This is a genomic window from Enorma timonensis (assembly GCF_000321165.1).
Taxonomy (GTDB): Bacteria; Actinomycetota; Coriobacteriia; order Coriobacteriales; family Coriobacteriaceae; genus Enorma.
In genome coordinates this window covers 20,945-40,044 of the sequence record NZ_CAPF01000018.1, presented here as the reverse complement: position 1 = coordinate 40,044, position 19,100 = coordinate 20,945, and the positions used below count along the sequence as shown (strand labels likewise).

The following is a 19,100-nucleotide window of genomic DNA, read 5'->3' as shown; positions in this document are numbered from 1 at the left end:
GCAGATATGCTGAGCAAACCCATATCGCGGCGCTCGCTTCTGGGCCTCACCGCAGCGGGCGCGGCCTCGCTCATGTTCGCCGGCTGCACCAAGGAGCGCTCGGACGGCAAGATCGAGGTCGAGATCGTGAGCTACAAGCAGGAGGCCGTGAGCATCTTCGAGCAGATCATGGCCGACTTCAACGCGACCCACGACGACATCTACCTCAACATCCAGAGCCCCGCGGACGCCGTGACCGTCATGAAGACGCGCTTCGTGCGCGAGAACTACCCGGACGTGATCGGCATCGGCGGCGACGCGGACTACGCGAGCTTCGTCGACTCCGAGATCCTCGCCGACGTGAGCGATTACCCCGGCATGGATTCCGTGAGCCCGGCCTACATTGACATCCTGAAGAGCGTCACGTACATCCCGATGGAGGGCGTCTACGGCGTGCCGTACGTGGCGAACGCCGCCGGCATGCTCTACAACAAGCAGATGTTCGCCGATAAGGGCTGGGCCATCCCCGAAACCTGGGACGAGCTCATCGCGCTCTGCGACGAGATCGTCGCCGAGGGTGAGGTCGCCCCGTTCTACCTGGGCTACGCCGACACCTGGACGATCCTCTCGCCGTGGAACTCCATCGCGGTGAACATGGTGCCGAGCGACCTCGCGCGCCAGGTGAACGCCGGCGAGGCCACCTTCGCCGAGTACTACGGCGCGCCCGCCCGCCGCATGCGCCAGATGCTGAAGTACAGCCAGACCACCATCGGCGACCCCGGTCCCTTCTCCATCCAGTACAACGACGCCTGCACCCGCTTCGGCAACGGCATGTCGGCGATGTACCCCTGCGGCAGCTTCGCGGTCCCGCAGATCCTGCGCGCCGGCACCGACATCCAGGTCGGGATGTTCCCCATGCCCTCGGCCGAGAACCCGGAGGACCGCATCGTCGTCTCCGGCGTCGACCTGCAGTGGTGCGTGGCCGAGACCTGCAAGCACAAGGATGCCGTCTACGAGGTGCTCGACTTCTTGAGCTCGCCGGATTACCTGCAGACCTACATCTCCGACCAGCGCGCCATCTCGTGCATCGAGGGCGACTTCGAGCTCGACCCGCTGTTCGACGACATCAAGCCCTGGCTCGAGGAGGGTCGCGTCCTCGACTACCTGGACCACTCCTACCAGAGCGCCATGGCGGTCGACGCGCAGCTCCAGACCATGCTGCAGGACAACGACGGCACCGAGGACGAGATCATCGACCGCTTCCTCAAGAAGTTCGATTCGGATTGGCAGCGCTACAACCGCAACGTCATCCGCCAGGTCCAGGAGTACGACCGCCAGCACGGTATCGAGAGCTAAGGGGGAACCTCAATGGCCACACGTGCGCAGGGCAAGGTCGGCACGAACCGCATGAGGACGTTCTACGCGATCCTCATCCCCGTGCTCATCTTGTTCGTTGCCTTCAACACCTACCCGCTCATCACGGGCTTTCTGTACAGCTTCACCGATTCGAAGGGCTACGGCGCCTTCAACATCGTCGGCCTGCAGAACTACGCCGACCTCTTCACCGACACGCGCGTCCTGAACTCCTACCTCTTCACGTTCAAGGTCGCCGTCGTCGCCACCATCCTCACGAACGTGTTCTCGCTCATGCTCGCGATGGCGCTCTCGAGCAAGATCAAGTTCAAGAGCGCGCTGCGCGGCCTGTTCTTCGTGCCGCAGATCCTCGGCGCGCTCGTCGTGGGCTACGTGTTCCAGTTCCTGTTCACCTGGCTCATCCCGGCGCTCTTCAACACCGACTACACGATCCTCGGCGACCCCACGTGGGCGTGGGTGGCCATCGTGGTGGTGCTCGTGTGGCAGAGCTGCGCGCAGACCACGATCATCTACATCACCGGATTGTCGTCGGTGCCCGAGGACGTCTACGAGGCGGCCGCGCTCGACGGCGCGAAGGGCTGGAACAAGTTCCGCTACATCACGTTCCCGCTCATCATGCCCTCCGTCACCACGAACATGGTGCTCGTGATGAAGAACATGCTCATGGTGTTCGACCAGATCATCGCCATGACGAACGGCGGCCCGTCGCAGTCCACGGAATCCATCTCCTTCCTCATCTACAACAATGGCCTGTCCGGCGGGCAGTTCGGGTTCCAGTGCGCCAACGCCGTCATCTTCTTCATCCTCATCGCCGCGATCTCGGTTATCCAGACGCGCTTTTTGAATAGCAGAGAGGAGCAGCTGTAATGGCACGCAACGCTACGGCGAAGGTCTCGGAGCGGGTCAACTGGCCCATTACCATCGCCCTGATCGTCCTCGCGGCGGTCACCATCATCTTCCCGCTGTACATGACGGTGCGTATCGCCGTGTCCGAGCGCTATCCCATGGGTCTCGAGATCTTCACGCTGCCCGAAACCTGGGACTTTGCGAACTTCCTCGAGGCCATCGAGGCCACGGACTTCTTCGTCACGTTCATGAACTCGCTCATCATCACGGCCGTGGCCGTGGTCGTGTCCATCGTGGTGCACAGCCTCGCGGCGTACGCCATCGGGCGCAACATGGAGAAGAAGCCCTTCAAGCTGAGCTACTACTTCATCGTCGCCGGCATGTACGTGCCGTTCGCGATCCTCATGATGCCGCTCGTGAAGCAGACCGCCGTGCTCCATCTGGACAACATGGTGGGCGTCATGATCCTCTACGTGGTGTTCTACATGCCCATGAACGTCATGCTCTACACGGGCTACCTGCGCAACATCCCGCTCGCGCTCGAGGAGGCCGCGCGCGTGGACGGCGCCCGCACCTGGACGACGTTCTGGAAGGTCATCTTCCCCATCATGAAGCCCATGCACGCCACCGTGGCGGTGCTCACCGGCCTCGCGGTGTGGAACGACGTCATGACCCCGCTCGTCATCATGGGCGGCTCGGGCGTGAACACGCTGCCGCTCGCGCAGATGACGTTCCAGACGACGTTCGGCACTGATTACTCGCTCGCCTTCGCGTCGTATCTGCTCGCCATGCTGCCCATGATCATCTTCTACATCTTCGCGCAGAAGCAGATCATCGGCGGCGTCACGAACGGCGCGGTTAAGTAGTTTCTCTTGCGTGCCCGGCGCGCTCCCGCGGGCGTGCCGGGCGCGACGTATACTGTCGGTGACCCCGGCCGGGCTGCGCCCCGACCGGGGCTTCGCACGAATATCTTGCTCGAAAGGCTGGCGATCATGCCCATCAGCTTCGACGAATCCACCCGCGTCTTCACGCTCACCACCCGATCGACCACCTACCAGATGCTTGCGGACTCCTACGGTTTCCTGCTGCACCTCTACTACGGCGCGCGCTCGGACGGCTTCATGGCCTACCTCGTGACCTATGCGGACCGGAGCGGCATGTGCGGCTGCCCCTACGATGTGAACGACCGCACCTACTCGCTCGACGTCCTGCCGCAGGAGTACCCGTTCCAGGGCGCGGGCGACATGCGCAGCCCGCTGCTCGTGGTGCGCGACGAGAGCGGCGCCTTCGGATGCGACTTGCGCTACGACGGTTACGAGATTCGTCCGGGCAAGTACGCCCTGCCGGGCCTGCCGGCGGTCTACAGCGACGATGAGGCCGACGGCGCCGAGACCCTTATGGTGCGCCTGCGCGACGCGCGCCTGGGCCTCGTGGTCGAGCTCCTCTACGGCGTCATGCCCGAGCTCGACGTTATCACCCGCGCCGCCGTGATCAGGAACGAGGGCACCGGGCGCATCACCGTCGACCGGGCGCAGACCGCCTGCCTCGACTTCGTGCACGGCGACTTCGACGTCATCTCGTTCCACGGCCGCCACGCCATGGAGCGCATCCCCGACCGGCACCGCGTGGGCCACGGCACGTTCTCGGTTGGGAGCCGCCGCGGCATGTCGTCGAACCAGTACAGCCCGGTCATGCTGCTCTGCGACCACGACGCCACGGAATCGACCGGCCGCGCCTGGGGCATGAACTTCGTGTACAGCGGCGGCTTCGAGGCCGAGGTGACCGGCGAGCAGTTCGACCAGACCCGCATGCAGATGGGCCTTTCGGACGATCGCTTCTCCTATCCCTTGGAGCCCGGCGAGCAGCTCGTGGCGCCCGAGGTCATCATGACGTACTCGAGCGAGGGCATCGAGCGCGTGTCGCAGAACTTCCACCGCTGCATCCGCACGCGCGTGTGCCGCGGCATCTGGCGCGACGCCGCCCGCCCCGTGCTCATCAACAGCTGGGAGGCGTTCTACTTCGACTTCACGGGCGAGTGCCTCGTGAAGCTCGCGGAGCGCGCCGCGAGCCTGGGCATCGAGATGCTCGTCATGGACGACGGCTGGTTCTCCACGCGCCGCGACGACCTGCGCGCCCTCGGCGACTGGACGGTGAACGAGGGGAAGCTCGGAGGGACGCTCGCCGAGCTCGTCGACCGGGTGAACGCCCTGGGCGTGAAGTTCGGCATCTGGGTGGAGCCCGAGATGGTGAGCGAGGACAGCGAGCTGTACCGCGAGCATCCCGACTGGGTGCTCGCCGTGCCCGGCAAGGGCCCTGTGCTCGGCCGCGACCAGCTCGTGCTCGACCTCTCGCGCGAGGAGGTGCGCGACAACCTCTTCGAGCAGCTCTGCCGCGTGCTCGACCAGGCGAACATCGAGTACGTGAAGTGGGATTACAACCGCAGCATCGTCGACACGTACTCGCGCGCCTCGAACGACCAGGGCAAGGTTCTCTACGACTACATGCTCGGCCTCTACGACCTGCTCGAGCGCCTCGTCGAGCGCTACCCGAAGATCCTGTTCGAGGGGTGCTCCGCGGGCGGCGGCCGCTTCGACGCCGGCATGCTCTACTACATGCCGCAGATCTGGACGAGCGACAACACCGACGCCGTCAACCGCCTGAAGATCCAGTACGGCACCTCGTTCGGCTTCCCGAGCTCCGCCATGGGCGCGCACGTCTCGGCCTGCCCGAACGAGATCAACGGCCGCAGCGTCCCGCTCACCACGCGCGGCATCACCGCCATGCAGGGCGCGGCCTTCGGCTACGAGCTCGACCTCATGAAGCTCCCGGAGCGCGCCTGCGAGCACATCCGCCGGCAGGTGAAGCGCTTCCACGAGATCGAGCCCATCGTGCGCGAGGGGCTCCTGTACCGCCTCGACTCGCCGCAGACGGACGCGATCTGCGCATGGGAGTACGTGACCGAGGACGGCGCGCAGGCCGTGGTGAGCGCGGTGCGCCTCGAGGTTGAGGGCTACGGCGTGGCGAACTACGTGGTGCCGCGCGGGCTCACCCCGGGCGCGAGCTATCGCGACCTGGATTCCGGCGTGGTGTACCCGGCGGACGCCCTCATGGACATGGGTTTCCCGCTGCCCGTGCGGCTCGAGGCGAACGCCGCGGTGATGTACCGCTTCGAGCGCGTGGACTAGCGCGCCCGTTCCTGGCCGGCTGCCCGGTTCGCCTGACCGGGCAGCCGGCGTGACCGTTCGCGATTGAGAAGGGGAGCGTATGCTCGATGATTATCGCCGGGCGCGCAAGCTCGCGGCCAAGCAGTTGCAGGTGGATGTCGAGGCGGGGCGCTACCCCTACCTGCCCGCGCTCGACGACATCCTGAAGGGCGAGGGCTGCCAGGGCGAGATCCCCATCGGCACCACCGAGATCGACATCGCCCTCATCGCGGGCACGCGCACGCACGGCCGCCAGAACAGCTTCGCCACGAACTTCATGCCCCTGCCCGAGGCCTCGAGCGAGTTCGCGATGAAGTGGAGCGACCTCATCGATTCTCAACGCGAGGAGGGCATCCGCGACCCCATCCTCGTCTACGAGTTCTTCCAGCGCTTCTACGTACAGGAAGGCAACAAGCGCGTCTCGGTGCTGCGCTTTTTGGGACAGCCGACCATCACGGCGCAGGTCGTCCGCGTGGTACCCATGGCGTCGGACTCCAAGGCGTACCGCGTCTACCAGGAGTTCATGCGCTTCTACAGCGTCGCGCCCATCTACGGCATCGTGCTCACCGAGGAGGGCTCCTACGCGAAGCTCGCCGCCTTCGCCGGGCGCGACCTCGAGGAGGCGTGGCCGGACGAGGTGGTGCACGACCTGCGCCAGGCGTTCGACTCCTTCCTCATGGCGTTCAAGAAGCACGGCGGGGAGCACCTGGGCGTGACCGCGGGCGACGCGTTCCTCGTCTACCTCAAGATCTTCGGCTTCCACCAGGCGGTCGAATCGCTGCCGAGCGAGGTGTCGCGCCATGTGGCGCGCATCTGGGACGAGTTCGTCGTGGCGCGCGACGGCGGCAAGGTCGCCTACCTGGAGGATCCCGCCGAGGGCAAGACCCCTGTCATCAGCGAGCTCAAGAGCCTCCTGCCCGTGAGCTCCTACAAGCCCTTCCGCGTCTCGTTCATCTACGAGCGCTCGCCCGAGACGGACGGGTGGTGCGCCCTGCACGACAAGGGCAGACTCATGCTCGAGCGCTACATGGGCTCCACGGTGGAGACGCGCGCCCATCCCTTCTGCGCGGAGGACGACGCCTTCGACGAGGCGGTCGATCGCGCGATCGCCGCGGGCTCCGACCTCGTGGTGACGATCTCGCCCACGCAGATGCATTCCTGCCTGCACGCGGCCGTCCTGCATCCGGACACGCCCTTCATCAACTGCTCCGTGAGCCTCTCGCACAGCGCGGTGCGCACGTTCAGCGGCCGGCTCTACGAGGCGAAGTTCCTGCTTGGCGCGCTCGCGGCGACCCTCGCGGAGAACCATCGCATCGGGTATGTGGCGGAGGTGCCGACCTTCGGCAGCGTCTCGGCGATCAACGCCTTCGCCATCGGGGCGGCCATGGTCGACCCCGCCTCGACCATCTACCTCAAGTGGTTCTCGGCGAAGGACTACGACTGGAAGCGCGAGCTCGCGGAGGCGGACGTGCGCATCGTCTCGGCGCGCGACTACCTCGACCCGCTCGCGCCCGACGAGCCGTGGGGCCTCTACCGCATCGAGGACGACGGCACGTCCACGCACCTCGCCGAGCCCGTCTGGAAGTGGGGGCGCTACTACCGGCTCATCGTCCAGTCCATCCGCAACCAGACCTGGAAGCGCGTGGGGGAGTCCATCTCCGGTGCCGCGCTCAACTACTGGTGGGGCATGTCGGCGGGCATCCTCGACGTGCACCTCTCCGAGGCGCTGCCGTACGGCCAACGCACGCTCATCGACGTCCTGCGCCAGTCCATCTTGACGCACCGCATCGACCCGTTCGCCGGCGAGCTCGTGAGCCAGGAGGGCGTCGTGCAGCTCGACGGCGCGGGGCGCCTGCCGAGCTCCGAGATCGTGCGGATGCGCTGGCTCAACGCCAACGTCGTGGGGCGTCTGCCCGAGCAGCGCGAGCTCTCCTGGAACGGCCTCGAGCAGGTCGAGGTGAGCGGCCTCATCCCGCTCGACGTGGAGAAGCTGCCCCATAAGGGGACGACATCATGAGGATCCTCGCCATCTCGGACACCGAGGAGGACCGCCTCACGACGCGCGCCGGCCTCGAGGCGCTCGGCCCGCTCGACTTCATCGTGTCGTGCGGCGACCTCCCCGCGACGTACCTCGAGACGATCGTCACGCTCGCGAACGTGCCTCTGCTCTACGTGCCGGGCAACCACGACACCTCGTACGCGGAGCACCCGCCGCTCGGGTGCATGCCCATCGACGGGAAGCTCATCTCGTGCTGCGGCCTGCGCATCGTCGGCCTCGGGGGGTCGCTGCGCTACAACGACCGCGTCTACGGCTTCACGGAGCAGGAGATGCGCTGGCGCATGTACAAGATCGCGCTGCGGGCGAAGTGGTCGGGCGGCGCGGACCTCATGGTGACGCACGCCCCGCCGCGCGGCTTCGGCGACCTCGACGACTACCCGCACCGGGGCTTCGAATCATTCAACGTGGCGCTCGACATGCTCCGGCCGCGCCTGCTCGTCCACGGCCACGTGCACATGGAGTACGGCCGCATCGAGCGCGAGCGCGACCACCCGTCGGGCGCGCGCCTCGTGAACGCCTGCGGCTCGCGGATCATCGAATTCTGAGCGCGCGTCCCCGCGCCCGGCGCCCGCGCGCGCCCGGGTGGGGGAGCGACGCATGTGGGCGCGGCGTGTGAGCGCGCCCGTGCGCGAGCTTTACCGTGTGCACGCAGGCGGTATCTGCTATCATACGAGAGCTGTGCGCGACACGCGGGCGTGGCGGAATTGGTAGACGCGCTGGATTTAGGTTCCAGTGGGCTTCCCGTGAAGGTTCGAGTCCTTTCGCCCGCACCAGCGCAGACGCCCCTCGGGGCTTCCGCCGCACGCGGCGGTGAGAGAGAAAAACAGGTTCCAGCGCCTGAGGCTATGCTGGGTAGGTTAGAGGAGGAACGTTGAACATCACTGCATCTGACGTCGAGAACGGCATCCTGACCGCGACGGTGACCATCCCCGCCGCCGACGTCGACGACGCGATCAAGAAGGCCTATCGCGATGCCGCCAAGCGGTACAACTTCCCGGGCTTCCGCCGCGGCAAGGCCCCGCGCCCGGTCATCGACCGCATGCTCGGCGAGGGCGCCGTGCTCGCGATCGCGACCGAGGACGCGGTGAACGCCGTCGCGCCCGAGATCCTCGAGGACCTCGACATCGTCCCCGTCAAGGACGGCGAGTTCAAGGTCGACGCCATCGTCAAGGACCACGAGGACTTCACCTTCTCGGTCGACTACAAGATGCGCCCCGAGCCCGCCCTCTCGTCCTACGAGCCCGTCTCCATCGAGATGCCGCCCGCCGAGGTCACCGACGCCGAGATCGACGCCCAGATCAACATGCTCCTGGCCTACCAGGTGAAGTTCGAGGACGTCGAGGATCGCGGCGTGGAGGCCGAGGACTTCGTCACCGTCGACATCAAGGACGTGAAGAACGCCGAGTCCCTCGCCGGCGAGGGCCGCGCGGTCTTCGTGGGCTCCGGCTCGATGCCCGAGGCCGTCGAGGAGGGCCTCAAGGGCATGAAGGCCGGCGAGTCCAAGGAGATCTCCTGGACGCCTGAGGGCGAGGACGCCGAGGAGGCCACGGTCGAGGTCACCGTCAAGTCCATCCGCGCCCGCATCACCCCCGAGCTCACCGATGAGCTCGCCAAGGAGACCTTCGGCTTCGACAGCGTCGAGGCCATGCGCGACGCCGTGAAGCTCGAGATCGAGCAGGACAAGCAGTCCCGCCTGCCCGGCATCAAGGAGAGCCGCTGCGTGGCCGCCCTCGCCGAGCGCCTCGAGCTCGAGGAGATGGACGAGGACTACGAGCAGTCCGTCTTCCAGGAGCTCGGCCAGCAGTTCCTCTCGAACCTCTCCGCGCGCGGCATGAGCCTCGACCAGTGGCTCCAGGCCAACCGCCTCACCTCCGAGCAGTTCATCTCCGACCTGCATCACCAGGCCGACGACGTCGCCCGCGAGTCGCTCGCCCTCGACGCGCTCGCCCGCGAGCTCAAGATCGAGGTCACCGATGAGGACATCGACGCCGAGTTCGAGCGCGCCGGCGTGGAGGACGTCGAGGTCTCGAAGGCCAGCTTCGTCACCGAGGGCCGCATGCCCGCCGTGCGCGACTCCATCCGCCGCTCGAAGGCCTGCGACTGGCTCGTCGAGAACGCCCAGGTGACCGAGGTCGACGAGGTGGCCCGCGCCGCCGAGGCCGAGGACAGCGAGGAGGGCGCCTCCGAGGAGGCCGCCGAGTAGCGGTATAGCCTTCCCCCGATATGGGTACCGTCCCGTATCGGTAAACCGACGCATTCGTACGGTGGTCGACCGCGCCCGGCGCAGGTTCCGGCCACCGTACGCGTTTCTCGAACCTTGAAGGAAGGAGCCCCATGATTTCCCGGATCGATTCCGCCCTCGTCCCCTACGTCATCGAGCAGACGCCGCGGGGCGAGCGCAGCTACGACATCTACTCGCGCCTCCTGAACGACCGCATCGTCTTTCTGGGCGAGGAGATCAACTCCGTGACGGCGAACCTCGTGATCGCCCAGCTCCTGCATCTTGAGAGCCAGGACGCGGAGAAGGACATCTCGCTCTACATCAACTCGCCCGGCGGCGAGGTGTACTCGGGCCTCGCGATCCTCGACACCATGAACTTCATCAAGCCCGACGTCTCCACCATCTGCGTGGGCATGGCGGCCTCCATGGCCGCGGTGCTGCTCGCGTGCGGCGCGCGCGGCAAGCGCTTCTGCCTGCCGAACTCCATGGTGATGATCCACCAGCCGAGCGGCGGTGCCCAGGGCCAGCAGACCGAGATCGAGATCGTGGCGCAGGAGATCAAGGAGACGCGCCACAACCTCAACCGCATCCTCGCCGACGCGACCGGCCAGTCCATCAAGAAGGTCGAGCGCGACACCGAGCGCGACCACTACCTGCGCGCCGACGCCGCCCTCGAGTACGGCCTCGTCGACCGCATCATCGCGTCCCGCTCCGACGCTGCGAAGGGTGCTGAGTAATGGCCAGGGACACGCATACCATGCCGCCGCGGGGGCCGCACGACCCGAGCATGCCCGCCAACCCCATCCGCTGCTCGTTCTGCGGCAAGGAGCAGGGGCAGGTCCGCAAGCTCGTGAAGGGCCCCACCAACACCTACATCTGCGATGAGTGCGTGGCCGCCTGCGTCGAGATCCTCGAGGAGTCGCTCGCGAGCGACTTCATGGCCGAGCACCCCGACTTCGACCCCGGCCTGTACGGCGACCTGCGCCATGCGTTCGCCGCGGACGCCGAGGAGGCGGAGGCCGTCGAGGAGGAGCCCGAGCAGAAGCAGGTCATCAGCCGCGTGCCCACGCCGCACGAGATCTACGACGAGCTCTCCCAGTACGTGATGGGGCAGGAGGACGCCAAGCGCGCCATGTCCGTCGCCGTCTACAACCACTACCGCCGCGTGCTCGAGGGCGGCGCCGCCGAGGGCGCGCGCGACGAGAGCGACGGCATGACGCCCCTGGAGCCGCTCGGCAAGCACTCCGCGCCTGCGGACGACCTCTCGGCCGTGGAGCTCGCGAAGTCGAACATCCTCTTGCTCGGGCCCACCGGCACGGGCAAGACGCTCCTCGCGCAGACGCTCGCCCGCATCCTCGAGGTGCCGTTCGCCATCGCGGACGCCACGGCCTTGACCGAGGCGGGCTACGTGGGCGAGGACGTGGAGAACATCCTGCTCAAGCTCATCACCGCGGCGGACGGCGACATCTCCCGCGCCGAGGTGGGCATCATCTACATCGACGAGATCGACAAGATCGCGCGCAAGGCGGAGAACCTCTCCATCACGCGCGACGTCTCCGGCGAGGGCGTGCAGCAGGCGCTGCTCAAGATCCTCGAGGGCACCGTCGCGAGCGTGCCGCCCCAGGGCGGTCGCAAGCACCCCCAGCAGGAGTTGCTGCAGATCGACACCACGAACATCCTGTTCATCTGCGGTGGCGCGTTCGTGGGCCTCGACAAGATCGTGGCCGACCGCGTGGGCAACAAGGGCATCGGCTTCAACTCCGAGATCGCCGGTCCCAGCTCCACCGACGAGAACGATCTGCTGCGCCAGGTGCTGCCGCAGGACCTGAACGCCTTCGGCATGATCCCCGAGTTCATCGGCCGCACGCCCGTCATCACCGAGACGCGCGCGCTCGACGAGGACGACCTCGTGCGGATCCTCACCGAGCCCCGCAACGCCATCGTGAAGCAGTACCGCCGCATGTTCCAGCTCGAGGGCGTGGACCTCGAGTTCGAGCCCGAGGCCCTGCGCGAGGTGGCCCGCATGGCGCTCGCCCGCAAGACCGGCGCGCGCGGCCTGCGCTCCATCTGCGAGGACGTGCTCCAGCAGACGATGTTCGACCTGCCGAGCGAGCGGGGCGTGGCGAAGGTCGTCGTCACCGCCGCGGCCGTCCGCGGCGAGGAGCAGCCGCTCCGCGTGGCCGCCTAACCCCACCTGATAAAATGGTGTCAGTCACCTTTTTATCACGTCCAGATCACCAAGGAAGGGATTGACCTCCATGGAAGAGATGCCGAAGACCTACGATCCGCAGGAGACGGAGCCCAAGATCTTGGCGAAGTGGCTCGGCGGCGGGTACTACCGTCGCAGCCCCGAGCGCCGTCCGGGCGCGGGCGACTGCACGATCGTCATTCCGCCGCCGAACGTGACCGGCAAGCTCCACATGGGGCACGCCCTCGACGACTCCATCCAGGATGCCATCGTGCGCTGCGCGCGCATGCGCGGCAAGTCCACGCGCTGGATCTTCGGTACCGACCACGCCGGCATCGCCACGCAGACGAAGGTCGATAAGAAGCTGAAGGCCGAGGGCGTGAGCCGCCTCGAGCTGGGCCGCGAGAAGTTCATCGACGCCTGCTGGGATTGGACGCACGAGTACGGCGGCATCATCCAGCAGCAGATCCGCCGCATGGGCTGCTCCATCGACTTCGAGGACGAGCGCTTCACCATGGACCCGGAGTACGCCCACGCCGTGCGCCGCGTGTTCTGCGATTGGTACCACGACGGCCTCATCTACCGCGGCAAGCGCATCGTGAACTGGTGCCCGAGCTGCACGACCGCCATCTCGGACGACGAGGCGGAGTACAAGGACGAGCACGGCCACCTGTGGTACCTGCGCTACCCGCTCACCGAGCCGGTGGATGGCCAGGAGTACATCGTCGTGGCCACGACGCGCCCCGAGACCATGCTCGGCGACACGGGCGTGGCGGTGAGCCCGAAGGATCCGGAGAAGGCGGCGTTCATCGGCAAGACCGTGAAGCTGCCCATCGTCGACCGCGAGATCCCCATCTTCTCCGACTACCACGTGGACGCGGGCTTCGGCACCGGCTTCGTGAAGGTCACGCCCGCGCATGACCCGAACGACTACGCGATGGGTCAGGCGCACGACCTGCCGCAGATCAACATCTTCGACGAGCACGCCGTCGTGGTCGACGGCTACGGCGCGTTCTCCGGCATGACGCGCGACGAGTGCCGCGAGGCCGTCGTCGCCTGGTTCGAGGAGCACGGCCTGCTCGACCACATCGAGGAGCACGACCACTCCGTCATGCACTGCTACCGCTGTGACACCACGCTCGAGCCCTGGCTCTCCGAGCAGTGGTTCGTGGCCGTGGACAAGCTCAAGGGCCCGGCCATCGAGGCGGTGACCTCGGGCAAGGTGCGCTTCAACGCCGAGCGCTGGCGTCAGAGCTACCTCACGTGGATGGAGAACCTCAAGGACTGGTGCATCTCGCGCCAGCTGTGGTGGGGCCACCGCATCCCGGTCTTCTACTGCGAGGACTGCGGCTGGGAGGACGCCCTCATGGAGGACACCGACGTGTGCCCGAAGTGCGGCGGCCACCATGTGCACCAGGACGAGAACGTGCTCGACACCTGGTTCAGCTCGCAGCTGTGGACGTTCGCCACGCAGGGCTGGCCGGAGCACCCCGAGCGCCTCAAGGGGCATCATCCCACCACGGCGCTCGTCACCGCGCGCGACATCATCGCGCTCTGGGTGGCGCGCATGATCATGAGCTCGCTCTACTTCCTGGACGAGGTGCCGTTCCACGACGTCGTGATCTACCCCACGGTGCTCGCCAAGGACGGCAGCCGCATGTCCAAGAGCAAGGGCAACGGCGTCGACCCCATGGACCTCATGGACATGTACGGCGCGGACGCCATGCGCTTCAACCTGCTCTCGCTCTTCACGGCGAACCAGGACGTGCGCTTCGACGCCGACTTCGACAAGGACAAGCGTTTCATCGGCTCCGCCCGCACCGAGCAGGCGAAGGCCTTCATCACGAAGATCTGGAACGCGAGCCGCTTTTTGCTCATGAACATGGAGGGCTACACCCCCGGCGCGCCGTGCGCGGAGACGCCGGCCGACGCCTGGATGCTCTCCCGCCTGGCCAAGACCGTGGCCGCGGTGACCGAGGGCATCGAGCACTACGCCTTCGGCGACGTGGCGCGCACCGTCCAGAGCTTCTTCTGGAACGAGGTGTGCGACTGGTACATCGAGGTCACGAAGACGCGGCTGAACGGCCAGGGCGAGGACGGCGCCGCCGAGCGCCTGCAGGCGCAGCGCAACCTCATCTTCGTGCTCGACACGAGCCTGCGCCTCATGCACCCGCTCATGCCGTTCGCGACCGAGGCCATCTGGGACGTCATGCCGGTGAGCTGGCTCGACATCGACCCCGAGACGGGGGAGGGCGAGAAGGCCGCTGCGCTCATGGTGGCCGAGTGGCCGGAGCCCGAGCGCTTCGCCGCCTACATCGACGACGCGGGCGAGCACGCCTTCGAGCTCGCGCGCGCCGTGGTGACGGACGTGCGCTCGACGCGCGCCCGCTACCGCATCAGCCCCAAGGAGCAGCTCGACGTGACCATCCGCGCGACGTCGCAGGAGGTCGCCGATGCCATCAACGGCATGGGGGCGTTTATCTGCATGTTCGCGCGCGTGGGGCAGCTCGGCATCACGACCGACGAGATCGCCGAGAAGCCCGCGGGCTCGATCGTGCTCACCGGCCCCGATTTCGACGCCTACGTGTTCGTGGGCGACCTTGTGGACTTCGCGGCCGAGCGCGCGCGCATCGAGAAGACCATCGCAAAGGCCGAGAAGGAGCTTGCCGGCGTGCGCAAGACCCTTGCGAACGAGGGCTTTATCGCCAAGGCCGCGCCCGATGTCGTGGCCAAGAAGCGCGAGCGCGCGGAGGAGCTCGAGGCGCAGCTCGAGGCGCTCGCCGCCCAGCTCGCCGACTTCGCCTAACGCGGGCGCCGCGCCGTTCTCGCGGATCGGTTCGCGTGCTTCGCTGAGCGCGGCAGAAAGCGTCGCATATCTCGATAGTCAAGGCTGAAATCCGGCCCCACTACCGAGCTATGCGACGCTTTGTTCATCCGGAGCGGCCGTCTGCACCACCCAGATAGGCCGGTTGTTATCAAACAGCGGTTGACGGTAGCGCAAGGACGCATCCCTGACCGGGGCTTTCGTACAATTATGTGCGGCTCTGTATCGGTTGCTGACGATCCGCTTGGCGTATGCCGGCGGATGCCATGGTGGTTGCGTCTATGAACATTCAACAACTTCGCTATTTCTGCTCCGTCATGAAGGCGGGCACGTTCTCGGCTGCGGCGCGCGAGGAGGGCGTGTCGGTCCAGGCCGTCTCGAAGGCGCTTGCCGCGCTCGAGGATGAGGTCGGACGGCCGCTCTTCCTCCGCAAGAACAAGGGTGTCATCGCCACCACCCAAGCGCATCGGTTCCAGGAGCGCGCCCAGCGGGCGGTCGTCGCGTTCGACGAGGCGGAGGCCTTCGTCCGCGCGAGCCGGGACGAGCTTCCCCGGGAGCGCGACGCGCTCAGCATCCTCATCGCCGTGCCGTCGTTCAACAACCATGTCGCCGTGTGCCGCGGGCTCGAGCGCTTCCTGTCCGGCAGGCTCGGCATGGCGGTGAGCGTGGGCATCTGCTCGGGCGCCGATGCCATCCCGCACCTGCTCTCGCATGAGCTCGACGTCCTCATCGCGGTGGGGGAGTACGAGGACGCGCGCTGCGACGCCACCGTGTTCGGCTCGCTTCCCACGGGCGCGTTCGTCACGGGCTCCCACCCGCTCGCCGTCCGCGGTTCCGTTACACTCGCGGACCTCGCGCCGTACCCCGTGTGCCATGCGAGTGGCCTCGACGACTTCAACGAGACCATCCTCAACCGCTACCGCGCGCACGGCCTGGCTTCGCCGGTGCGCGTCGTGCGCTCCCAGGAGGCGTTCGAGCACCTCGTGCTCGAGGAGCGGGGCTATGCGTTCGGCGTGGGCATCCAGAGCCTTTCCGCGGTGCCCGACGGCAGGCTGCTGCGCATCGACGAGCCGGGTGCCCTGAGCGTGCCCGTGTGCGCCATCACCGCCCGCGATTTCAAGAGCGATCGCTACCGCGCCCTCGAGCGCTTCATGCTCAAAGAGTTCCCCCAGTTCATGGCCGCGTTCGCCGCCGGATCGTAGCGTCGCCGCAACCGCGTCTCCCCGAAACCCGGCCTTCCCACGCCGTAAAACGAAGCGCCGCCCGCCCCGATGCCAGTCGGGACGGGCGGCGCTCGTGCGTTCATGCACCTCGGCCGGCGCGGTTAGCTCTGCTCTGTGCCCTCGAGCTTGTCGATGGACGCGCCCTGGCGCTCCACGAATTCGTCGGCCTGCTCGAGCTCCTCGACCTCGTTCGGGTCGTCGAGGATGTCCTGTGCGTCCTCGTGCGTGAACTGCTGCTGGTAGGGGGCGATGCCGTAGCGCGTGAGCATGAGGCGCATCTCGCGCTTGAGGTTGCGCTCGAGCGCGCCGCGGTTCCGCTCTGAGCAGCGCGCCATGATGCGCAGGGTCATCGTGGAACCCGTGAGCGCCACCACGCCGCGGTAGAACGGGCCGTCGAGCACCAGGGGCTGGCGCGCTGCGATGCTCGGCAGCTCGCGCTCGAGGATGGTCTCCAGATAGGGCAGGTCCTCGCCCACGGCGATGTCGACGTCGATGACGGCGAAGGAGTCGAGCTTCGTGCGGTTCACCACGTTCGAGATGGCGCTGTTGCGCAGCACGATGACGTTGTCGCTGCCGTCGTTGATCTTGGTGGTGCGGATGCCGATCTCCATGACGGTGCCCGTGTTGCCGCCCACCGAGATGGTGTCGCCCACGCGGAACTCGCCCTCGAAGATGATGAACAGACCGCAGAGCAGGTCGGTCACGAGGTCTTTCGCGCCGAAGCTGATGGCGAGCGTGAGCAGGCCCGCGCTCGCGAGGAGCGTCGCGGTGTCCACACCCACGGTGGCCAGGCACCAGTAGAGCGTGCCGAGGATCGCTCCGTACTTCGTGAGGCTCACGAGCAGGCGGCAGACGGTCTCGCCGCGGGCGGAGAGCACGGTCGAGAGCAGGTGGAGCAGCTTCTGGACGATCCAGGAGACGGTGAAGATCACGCAGGCGGTCATGATGCTCGCCGTGATGGCGAAGATGTTGAGCCCGCGCTCCCAGCCGCCGCCCAGGATGTAGCCGAAGACGGAGTCGCTGCCGAAGATCGCGTCGCGGAAGAGCACCGAGATGAACACCGCGAGCACCGCGAAGCCCATGAAGATGCGCAGGACGAAGGCGAGCTTCTGCTCGGGCGTCATCTCGTCCCAGTCGAACGAGCGGCTGAGCCAGCGGCTCGCGGCGGATTCGGTGCGCGCGCGGCGTCCCGAGGGGGTCTCGATGTCGAAGACGCGCCCGTCGGCGTCCTGCGCGGCGCCCGTGGCCTCGGGCGCGGCCGCGTCGATGGAGATGATGCAGAAGACGAGCGCCATGCAGACGGCGGCGATGCCCACGGTCGCCAGGGTGAGCGGCAGGCGCTGCGCCATGAGCTCGCCCTCGGGGCCGGCGACGTAGACGTAGTAATCGTCCGTCTCGACCGAGGAGGCGTAGTAGGTCTCGCCGTTCACGGTGAGGTAGTCGTCGTAGCCGCCCTTGAGCTGGCCCTCGGCGAGGCCCACGGCGGTCGCGGCCTTCCCCTGCACCAAGGGGTCGGGGTAATACGCGATGGTGCCGTCCGCCTTGCTCACCGCGAAGGCGAAGCCGCCGGCGCCCGCCTGGACGCCATCGAGCACGCGGTCGATCTGCACGCTCTCAAGGAGCGTCTCGAGGCGGCTCGAGCGGATGCCGATCTGCACGAACCCGTCGACGAAGCCCGCCTCGTCATAGGTCGCGATGCCGATGTACTGGCGGAGCGCCCCCGTGGTGTCGTCCGGCATGGGCTCCTGGATGTACTCGTCCACGCCCTGCAGCAGCTGGCGGAAGGCGTAGGACTGGTCGTCGGGGTCCTCGGAAAGCGAGAAGTGCTCATAGGGCGCGTTGGATGCCACCATATCGCCGTTGAGGTCGAAGACGTAGACGTTCACGATCTGCAGCGCGTCGGCGAGCTCCTGCAGCTTCTGCTTCTCGGCGAGCGCCGGGTTCTGCTCGAGGATGTAGGCGGCCGCGCGCGCCTTCGAGAGGTAGCGCTCGTTGTACTGCTCGGTGAGGTCGTCGGCGCGCTCGTTCGTGCGCTCGATGGTCTCGGCGATGGAGGCCGCGCGATCCTTGTTGGCCACCGACTGGGAGGAGAGCGCGAAGAGCGTCTGCATGTAGAGGGAGACGATGACGATCGCGATGAGGCCGGTCAGGGCGAGCACCGCGGTGCGCCGCCCGATCGAGGCGTCGAAGCGCAGCCGCCGCGACGGCGCGGAGCTCCCCGCCGTGCCCGCGCCCCCGTGGCGCTCCCGGTCGCGCAGGACGAAGACGCCGTAGAGCGCGACGGTCGCCATGACGACGAAGAACACGAAGAGGATCACGGCCACGGTGACCGTGCGCGCCGAGGCCATGTCGCTCGCCGGGATGGCGCAGATGTAGTAGGTGTCGCCGATGAGGCTCACGCGGCAGTAGAGCTCCTGGCCGTCGAGCGTCATCCAGGTCGTGGCGCCGTCCTCGAGGTCGGTGACGTCGATGCCCGCGTCGAGGGCGTCCGCGCCCACGAGCGCGGCGTCCGGGTGGTATTCGATGACGTAGGTCTGGGCGGAGAGCGCGAACACGTAGCCACCCTGGCCCACGGAGATGTTGCCGAGGACGCTCGCGAGCGACCCGGTGTCCTCCACGAGCTCGCGGAGCTCGACGGGGCTCTGCTCGATCACGACCATGGTGTCGGCATCGAGGCGGGCGGCGTAGTAGCGCGCGAGCCAGTCCTCGTCGGGCAGCTCGATCTCCACGGCGCGCGAGGGCTCGCCGGTGGACAGGCATTCCCGCAGGTAGTTGAAGCGCGCATAGGAGAAGTCCGCGTGCGTCTCGGCGGCCTCGGCCACGATGGCGCCGTCGGCGTCCACGACCAGGATGTTGTCGACATCGAGGAGCTGCTGGTACTCGCGCATCTTGGCGTCGGTCGCCGCGAAGCCGGTGTCGTTGGCCGCCATGAACGCGACCGTCTGGGCCTTCGACTGGTAGATGGCGTCGAAGGTCTCCTTGTTCTGGGCGTTCTCCTCCTCGGCCGCGGCGAGGACGGCCTCCAGCTGCGCCGCCTCCTCGTCCATCTCGGCGGTGTAGCTCGCGAGGGAGAGGCTCTGCTGCATCTGGGACAGGAGGATGCCCATCGCGACCATGCTCGCCGCGACGACGGCGACGAGCAGGACGATCTTGCGCTTGAGCTTACGAGACATCTGCATCGGC

At 67.1% G+C, this 19,100-nt stretch carries 12 protein-coding genes and 1 tRNA gene; 12 read left to right on the top strand and 1 reads right to left on the bottom strand.

The features are described from left to right. Positions 1-6: 6 nt before the first annotated feature. The 12 genes from BN423_RS02345 to BN423_RS02290 all read left to right on the top strand — a co-directional run bounded on the left by BN423_RS02345 (position 7) and on the right by BN423_RS02290 (position 15,896). A complete protein-coding gene (locus tag BN423_RS02345) occupies positions 7-1,335 on the top strand; it encodes an ABC transporter substrate-binding protein (RefSeq protein WP_019238672.1) in 1,329 nt (442 codons plus the stop codon). Positions 1,336-1,347: 12 nt separating this feature from the next. Next, positions 1,348-2,220: a carbohydrate ABC transporter permease gene (locus BN423_RS02340; protein WP_019238671.1), complete on the top strand. Its 873-nt coding sequence runs from the start codon at positions 1,348-1,350 to the stop codon at positions 2,218-2,220. Beyond that, positions 2,220-3,065 (top strand): carbohydrate ABC transporter permease, encoded by an 846-nt coding sequence (locus BN423_RS02335; RefSeq protein WP_019238670.1) that lies wholly within the window; start codon positions 2,220-2,222, stop codon positions 3,063-3,065. The genes BN423_RS02340 and BN423_RS02335 overlap by 1 nt, the downstream gene beginning before the upstream one ends. A gap of 126 nt (positions 3,066-3,191) precedes the next feature. Continuing rightward, entirely contained in the window at positions 3,192-5,384 is a 2,193-nt protein-coding gene (locus tag BN423_RS02330; RefSeq protein WP_019238669.1) for an alpha-galactosidase, read from the top strand. 79 nt (positions 5,385-5,463) lie between these two features. Continuing rightward, a complete protein-coding gene (locus tag BN423_RS02325) occupies positions 5,464-7,419 on the top strand; it encodes a BMP family ABC transporter substrate-binding protein (protein WP_019238668.1) in 1,956 nt (651 codons plus the stop codon). Further along, positions 7,416-8,006, top strand: a complete 591-nt coding sequence (locus tag BN423_RS02320; RefSeq protein ID WP_019238667.1) for a metallophosphoesterase family protein — start codon at positions 7,416-7,418, stop codon at positions 8,004-8,006. Before BN423_RS02325 ends, BN423_RS02320 begins: the two co-directional genes overlap by 4 nt. A gap of 144 nt (positions 8,007-8,150) precedes the next feature. Then, positions 8,151-8,234, top strand: a tRNA-Leu gene (locus BN423_RS02315). 98 nt (positions 8,235-8,332) lie between these two features. Continuing rightward, positions 8,333-9,664 carry a trigger factor gene (gene tig / locus BN423_RS02310; RefSeq protein ID WP_019238666.1) on the top strand — a complete coding sequence of 444 codons (1,332 nt, stop codon included), beginning with the start codon at positions 8,333-8,335 and terminating at the stop codon, positions 9,662-9,664. Positions 9,665-9,795: 131 nt separating this feature from the next. Beyond that, positions 9,796-10,419, top strand: coding sequence for an ATP-dependent Clp protease proteolytic subunit (locus tag BN423_RS02305; RefSeq protein ID WP_019238665.1), 624 nt, complete (start codon positions 9,796-9,798; stop codon positions 10,417-10,419). Continuing rightward, positions 10,419-11,870 carry an ATP-dependent Clp protease ATP-binding subunit ClpX gene (clpX, locus tag BN423_RS02300; protein ID WP_019238664.1) on the top strand — a complete coding sequence of 484 codons (1,452 nt, stop codon included), beginning with the start codon at positions 10,419-10,421 and terminating at the stop codon, positions 11,868-11,870. The genes BN423_RS02305 and clpX overlap by 1 nt, the downstream gene beginning before the upstream one ends. Positions 11,871-11,940: 70 nt before the next feature. Beyond that, entirely contained in the window at positions 11,941-14,676 is a 2,736-nt protein-coding gene (locus BN423_RS02295; RefSeq protein WP_019238663.1) for a valine--tRNA ligase, read from the top strand. 299 nt (positions 14,677-14,975) lie between these two features. Next, entirely contained in the window at positions 14,976-15,896 is a 921-nt protein-coding gene (locus BN423_RS02290; protein WP_019238662.1) for a LysR family transcriptional regulator, read from the top strand. A gap of 122 nt (positions 15,897-16,018) precedes the next feature. On the opposite strand, the gene BN423_RS02280 is transcribed toward BN423_RS02290, so the two are convergent. Next, complete coding sequence (locus tag BN423_RS02280) at positions 16,019-19,096, bottom strand: mechanosensitive ion channel domain-containing protein (protein WP_019238661.1); 3,078 nt, start codon at positions 19,094-19,096, stop codon at positions 16,019-16,021. Positions 19,097-19,100 lie beyond the last annotated feature (4 nt).